7 protein-coding genes are annotated in these 6,345 nt (G+C 67.9%); 3 read left to right on the top strand and 4 right to left on the bottom strand.

Annotation, left to right across the window (positions count from 1 at the left end):
• Nucleotides 1-843 (bottom strand): ROK family transcriptional regulator (locus ACFWN1_RS30640; RefSeq protein WP_384369151.1); only part of this gene is annotated, 843 nt, incomplete at its 3' end.
• Nucleotides 844-941: 98 nt separating this feature from the next.
• Here ACFWN1_RS30640 and ACFWN1_RS30635 point away from each other — a divergent pair.
• Entirely contained in the window at nt 942-2,189 is a 1,248-nt protein-coding gene (locus tag ACFWN1_RS30635; protein ID WP_384369149.1) for a GNAT family N-acetyltransferase, read from the top strand.
• Between the two features lie 85 nt (nt 2,190-2,274).
• On the opposite strand, the gene ACFWN1_RS30630 is transcribed toward ACFWN1_RS30635, so the two are convergent.
• The 3 genes from ACFWN1_RS30630 to ACFWN1_RS30620 all read right to left on the bottom strand — a co-directional run bounded on the left by ACFWN1_RS30630 (nt 2,275) and on the right by ACFWN1_RS30620 (nt 4,240).
• The gene (locus tag ACFWN1_RS30630) at nt 2,275-3,027 is read right to left on the bottom strand and encodes a class I SAM-dependent DNA methyltransferase (RefSeq protein WP_384369146.1); all 753 of its coding nucleotides are present in this window, start codon (nt 3,025-3,027) and stop codon (nt 2,275-2,277) included.
• A gap of 153 nt (nt 3,028-3,180) precedes the next feature.
• On the bottom strand, nt 3,181-3,453 hold the full coding sequence (locus ACFWN1_RS30625; protein ID WP_384369143.1) for a phosphopantetheine-binding protein: 273 nt from the start codon (nt 3,451-3,453) through the stop codon (nt 3,181-3,183).
• Nucleotides 3,454-3,562: 109 nt separating this feature from the next.
• On the bottom strand, nt 3,563-4,240 hold the full coding sequence (locus tag ACFWN1_RS30620; RefSeq protein ID WP_384369140.1) for a class I SAM-dependent methyltransferase: 678 nt from the start codon (nt 4,238-4,240) through the stop codon (nt 3,563-3,565).
• Between the two features lie 469 nt (nt 4,241-4,709).
• Here ACFWN1_RS30620 and ACFWN1_RS30615 point away from each other — a divergent pair, with 469 nt between their 5' ends.
• Nucleotides 4,710-5,504, top strand: a complete 795-nt coding sequence (locus ACFWN1_RS30615) for a LamG-like jellyroll fold domain-containing protein (protein WP_384369136.1) — start codon at nt 4,710-4,712, stop codon at nt 5,502-5,504.
• A 76-nt stretch (nt 5,505-5,580) separates the two neighbouring features.
• Nucleotides 5,581-6,297 carry a phytanoyl-CoA dioxygenase family protein gene (locus ACFWN1_RS30610; RefSeq protein ID WP_384369133.1) on the top strand — a complete coding sequence of 239 codons (717 nt, stop codon included), beginning with the start codon at nt 5,581-5,583 and terminating at the stop codon, nt 6,295-6,297.
• Nucleotides 6,298-6,345: the final 48 nt, after the last annotated feature.

The raw sequence follows: 6,345 nt of genomic DNA, 5'->3' as shown, positions 1-6,345 counted from the left end.
GACGGCGGCTTCGGCGGCGCCGCCGAAGCCGTGCTCGGCCGCCAGGTCACCGACCGCGGTCGCGCCGACCAGCGCGTGGAAGCCGACACCGCGGTCCGTCGCGCCGGGCACCCTGCGGCTGCCCGGCACCGGAAGGAAGCCGATCTGCTGGGCGCCGCCCGTCGCTCCACAGCGCACCGTGCCACGGAAGACGACGGCCAGGCTGACCCACTGGCCGAGCCAGAGCAGCACGAAGTCGTCCTGGTCGCGCGCCGCGCCCAGCCGGTGTTCGGCCACGGCGGCCAGCTGGGTGGCGTTCGCCACGACGACGTTCACCCTCAGCTCCTCCTGGAGGGCGGTGACCAGTTCGTGGAGCCAGGCGGGTGGACTGGTGAGATCGCGCGGCTCGAACGCCCCGGGGTCGGCCGGTCCCGGTACGGCCACGCTGACGCTGTGCAAACGCGTGATGCCGGGACCGGTCGACCCCAGCAGGGCCACGAGCCGGGGGGCCGCCCGTTCGATCCCATCACTCAAAGGGAGTGTTGTCTCGGACAGTGATGCGCACGACAGATCGGCGACGACGACGCGTAATCCGTCGGCGCGTACGTCGAGCGCCGCGAGGTGCGCCAAGTCGGTGGCGATTCCGTACAGTTTGGCGTTGGGGCCGCGGCGCTGCCCGCCCGTCTCGCCGACGACTCTGACACAGCCGGAACCCCGCAGTCTTTCCAGAAGGTCGGAGATGGTGGGCCGGGAGAGACCGGTCAGCGTCTTGAGCTGCCCTGCGGTCAACGCGCCCTCGCTGTCCAGCAGTCGGAGGACGGACTGTTCGTTCAGGGCCCGTGCGGTGCTCGGAGACGCAGGCATGCGCGATCACCTTCAAGATCGACCGGCCGTCGCGCCAGCCGTACACGCTTCTGCCGGATACCGATTCGCCAGGCCCCATCATGCGTTAAACATGACCCATGCGTGATCCATTTCCACTTCGCCCCATCACTCATGACGAGTTCCCGGCCTGGGCCAGGGTCGTCACGGACACCTACGGCAGCGATCTGTCCAACGAGGAACTCGCCAACGAACAGGGGGTGATCGAACTGGACCGCACCATCGCGGCCTTCGACGGCGCCGCCCCCGTCGCCGGCACGGCCGCCTACAGCCGCGAGCTGACCGTCCCGGGAGCCGTCCTCCCGGTGGCGGGCGTCACGTGGGTCGGCGTGGCTCCCACTCACCGCCGTCGCGGCATCCTGACCTCTATGATGCGCAAGCAGCTCGACGACCTGCACGAGCGCGGTGAACCGATCGCCGCGCTGCGCCCGTCGGAGGCCACCATCTACGGCCGGTACGGATACGCCTCGGCCTCACGCGGGGCACGGCTGCGCTGCGACAAGCGCGCCATGCGCTTCCGACCCGCCACGGACTTCGGCGGCGGAGCCATCCGGACGGCCGGGCCCGAGGAGGCCCGTCCGCTGCTGGAGTCCGTCTACGAGTCGGTCCGCACGTCCGCGGTGGGCTGGACCGACCGCACCGAACGCTTCTGGAACTACCGCCTGTTCGACCATCCGGTGGTCCGCGGCGGTGCCAGTGCCCTGCGCTGCGTCCTGCACCAGGAGCCGGACGGACGGACGACCGGTTACTCGCTCCACAGGTTCAAGAGCGGGAAGGACATCTACGGTGCCAGCACGAGCACGGTGCAGGTCGTGGAACTGGCGGCGGTCTCCCAGCAGGCGTACGCGGCACTGTGGCGCTTTCTCGCCGGGATTGACCTAATGACGTGGATCGAGTTCGAGGGGGCGACGGACGAGCCCCTCCCCCACCTGCTCACCGACGAGCGGGCCGTACAGTCGTCGGAGGTGGACAGGCTGTGGGCGCGGCTCGTCGACGTCGACCGGGCGCTCGCGGGACGCCGCTACACCACCCCGCTGGACCTCGTGATGGACGTCAGGGACGACTTCTGTCCGTGGAACACCGCCCGCTTCCGTCTGGCGGCGGACAACGACAAGGCCACGTGCGAGCGCACCGGGGCAGCGCCGGACCTTCGGCTGAGCGTGGCCGAACTCGGCGCGGCCTTCCTGGGGGGCACGACACTCGCCTCGCTCGGGGCGGCCGGCCTCGTACAGGAGTTGCGCCCCGGGGCGCTGGCGCGCGCGTCCACCGCCTTCCGAGGCATCAGGGAGCCCTACTACCCCGGAGGCTGGGCGTTTCCGGCGTACTGAGCGCTCACCCGGACCGGGGCCTGCAAGGAGACCTGCCGGCCGGGCGCCGTGCGGGCGGCCTGGCCGGGGCGCAGCGTTCAGCAGGTCAGGCGGCCGGTTTCTCCCAGACCGAGACGTGCTCGGTGCTGTCCTGGGTGAAGGGCCGCTTCGTCCATCCCTCCCAGCGTTCACGCAGGCGCAGTCCGGCGAGCCGCGCCATCAGGTCGAGTTCGGCAGGCCACACGTACCGGAAGGGGACGGCGCGGTGTTCGCCGCGGCCGTCGGCGACCTCGATGTAGTGGCAGGTCATGGCCTGAGTGGTGACGTCGTAGTCGGAGTAGGCCCACTGAGTGTCGCTGGCGCGGAACGGCACGAGATGCTGTCCGGCGGGGAGTTGGCGCAGTTCAGGGACCATAACCTCGATGACGAAGCGGCCTCCGGAGACTAGATGCTCGGCGACGTTGCGGAAGCAGTCAACCTGGGCCTCTTGGCTGGTGAGGTTCATGATCGTGTTGTAGACGAGGTAGGCGAGCGTGAAAGGCCCGTCCGTCCGGGTGTCCACCGTGGCGGTGGCGAAGTCACCGATGGTCACACCGATCGCGTCGCCCCCAGGCTTGGCCCGCATGCGGGCGACCATCGCCTGGGACAGCTCGATGCCGTGAACCGGAACGCCCCGACGGGCGAGCGGCAGCGCGATTCGGCCTGTCCCGATGCCCAGTTCCAGCGCGCGGCCGCCGTCCGCCAGTTCCGCGAGGACGTCGACCGTCGACTCGATGACATTGGGCTGGAACATGGGGCTTGAGGGCCGGTCGTACTGCTCGGCCACCCGATCTCCGAAGTATCCGTCCTGATTGATCACAGGGGGACCGTACCGCAGCGTCTGTCGGGCGCGGGGCCGGTCTTCCCGGATGGCCACCGGGTCCTCGGGGGCGCGTTTCGAGGCGGCCCGACAGCGGCCCGCGGGGCGGCGGCCCGCGTCGCTGGACGGTGCCGCCGCTGGGCCTTCGACGGGTCAGCCCACGCCCACGCCGGTGATGAAGTCGGCCAGTTCCCGGATGGTCGGCCGCTCGTACAGGTCCGTGATTGTGACATCGGTGTCGATGGCCTCGTCGATGGCCACGAGCACCTCCAGGGCGACCAGCGAGTCGCCGCCGATCTCGAAGAAGTTGTCCTCCACACCGATGTGTTCGAGGCTCAGGGCATGCCGCCACGAGGACACGAGGAACTCCTCGACGCTCGCCCTGGACGTGATGTCAACCGACTCGGTGTTCTCTCGCGTGTCCATAACTACTCCTAGTGCGGCAGAGGTGCGACTGATTGCCCAGGCCGCTCGGCACGGCGGACTGGGGAGGCTGGGCTGAATGCGCGGCGATCGGCAGCCGACCGCGGCGCGCTCACGCGCGCGTGGCGTGGAACGTCCAGTCCCCGCTGCGGGCGTCCGGTTCGCTGCCTTCGCGGTAGTCGGCCGTGACCTGGATGTCCGTGAACCCGGCCGCCCCGAGGAGTTGTTCGAACTCCTGAAGTCCCCAGTATTGCAGGGTGAAGCGGTGCAGTTCGGTGACGACGAGATCGCCGTCGCACCATTTTTCGTACCGGACGAGCTGGGAGGTCCGGTTCTCCACGGGGTTGTAGTCGAAGCGCATGGTCTGGACGGACCACAGGTAAGGCCCCTCCTCATGCAGTTCGACCGGCGGGATCCCCTGCACCATGCGCGGTGCCGCCACGTCCAGGACGAGGCGTCCGCCGGGGGCGAGCGAGGCGTGGAAGGCCCGCAGTGCTTGCAGGGTGGCGTCCCTGCCGGGGAGATTCCGGATGGAACCAGCCGGCATGACTATGGCCTCGTACCGCTCGGGGCGCACAAAGGAAATCATGTCTGCCGTGTGCAATGGCGGTTCGGGAAGTCCGAGTTGCTCACAGTTCTTGCGGCAGGAGTCGATCATGGCCGGAGAGTGGTCATTGCCCTCCATCCGGAATCCGGCCTGGAGAAGCGGAATCAAAACACGTCCTGTCCCACAGGCGGGTTCCAATACCGGCCCGGTGACCCCGGCCAGTGCGCGCTCGTAGTACTCCACGTCTCCGTTCGAGTAACCGACGGGAAGGTGAAACTCGTACACTTCGGCCACGAGAGCCGAATGGGCCCAACTCACCGAGCAACCTCCTGCGCAGTCCATTCCACCGGTGGGCCAACTCACAAGCTGCATCACGATCATGGCGTGTCGTCAGCAGCGAGACAACCACATGTCAGCCATTCATGCCGAAGAACCCAAAGAGCTCGCGCTACGTGACCGCCACACACCCAGAGTTGTATCTGACAGGCGGTCAGACTTTCTCGTTCCCGGGGTCCCTTGTTCGCCCTCTGTGAACAATTCGTGAACCCTCCAACCATCCTCCCGCCCATCAACCGCCCAAAACAGTGGCGCCAGTTGTCGTACGAAACCTCACCGTGATCGATCAGTCCAACTTGATCTAGCGGACATGGCGACTTCATGGCAATCTGACACGGCACCTCAAGTCGATCTAGCTCATCAAAAGGGGCGTCACATGACCGAGAGCGCGATATCCGCATCCGGCACGCAGGAGCCGGTTCGACTCAAGGGATGGTGGAAGCTTGACGAGGCATCAGGCACCGAGGCGGCGGACAGCTCCGGCGAAGGACACCCGCTGCGCCTGACCGGTGCCCCCTCTTGGACGGACGGTGCGACCTTCGGCGGGGCGGTCGCGCTCGACGGGGCATCGCAGTGGCTGACCTCCGACGCGCCCATCGTCGAGTCCGACAAGAGCTTCTCCGTGGCCGCGTGGCTGCGCCTCGACAGCAGCGCCCTCGGTGGTGAACTCGCCCTCCAGCCCGGGTGGTTCGCCGTCACCGCGGTCAGCCAGGACGGTCCTTCGCACAGCCCCTTCTACCTCGGCGCCCGGCTCATCAACCAGGCGGCTGCCGACGAGGAGCCTTCCTTTCAGCTGCACTGGAACATGACCGCCGCACCCGTGGACGGAAGCGAGACCGGCCCCGTGGAGTGGGTGCACGCTCACGGCCAGCAGCCCATCGCCCCCTCGGAGCTGGACACCTGGGTCTTCGTGGTGGGCGTGTATGACCTTGAGGCCGGCGAGGTGCGGATCTACATACCCGGCAACAAGGACGCCGGCACAGCCGCGCTCTTCGAGAACTGGCCCGCCTGGCGCGCCGAGGGCGGTCTCGCGCTTGGCCAGGCCCGCTTCCGTGACGAGGTCGCCGACCAGTGGCCGGGATCGGTCGGCCAGGTCCGGCTCTACTCCGGAGTGCTCACGGAGACGGACGCCGCAAGCCTGTTCACCTCGGACAAGATCTCGCAGTCCTGATCGCGCCACGCCAAGGTTGTCACGTGACGAAGGGATCGCCGACCGCTGCGCGGTCCGGTCCCGGGAGGAGACTCGCATGAGCGCGCGACTGCTCTCCACGCAGCAGTGCACAGAGCTCGACGAGGCAGGCTACACGGTGATCGAGGGCGTCCTCTCGGATGCCGAGTGCGATCTCTGGAGCGAGACGATCGACTCGATCTGGCTCGGGGAGCGCGGCAAGATCCATCAGTACGCCGAGGAACCGGGTGTCCAGTTCGTGGACAACCTGTTGAGGTTCTCTCCACTGTTCCAGAAGGCCGCGGTCGAACCGGTCGTGCTGGAGGCCGCCCGCCGGGTTCTGGGGCCGGAGATCATCCTCAACCTGATGAACGCCCGCCGCTCCGACAGCGGTTCGGGCCTTCAGCCCCTGCACGACCTGGACCGGCGACGCGGCAGGCCGTTCCTGACCTGCAACACGATCTGGTGCCTGGACGAGTTTAACAAGGCCAACGGCGCCACCCGTGCCCTGCCCGGGAGCCACCTGACCGGGGAGCCGTTCCTCTCGCGCATGATCGACCCCCTGGAGCCTCATCCGGACGAGATCCGGATCACGGCTCCCCGCGGGGCCGTGGTCATCTTCAACGCGCATCTGCTGCACGCGGGAGGCCAGAACGAGACCGACCGGCCCCGGCGTTCCGTGCAGAGTCAGTTCGCGCTGCCCACGCAACAGCCGTTCTACGACTGGAAGGAGTTGCCGACGCACATCGTCGACACCATCTCCCCGGAAGCGCGCAAACTCCTCGTCCTGAACTAGGACAGCCTGAACCAGGACGACGAAGCACCACGCGATAGGCCTCCCGGT

Source organism: Streptomyces sp. NPDC058459 (assembly GCF_042721685.1).
Lineage (GTDB): Bacteria > Actinomycetota > Actinomycetes > Streptomycetales > Streptomycetaceae > Streptomyces.
Note: the sequence above shows the minus strand (reverse complement) of the source record. Positions and strands in the feature narration are given on the sequence as shown.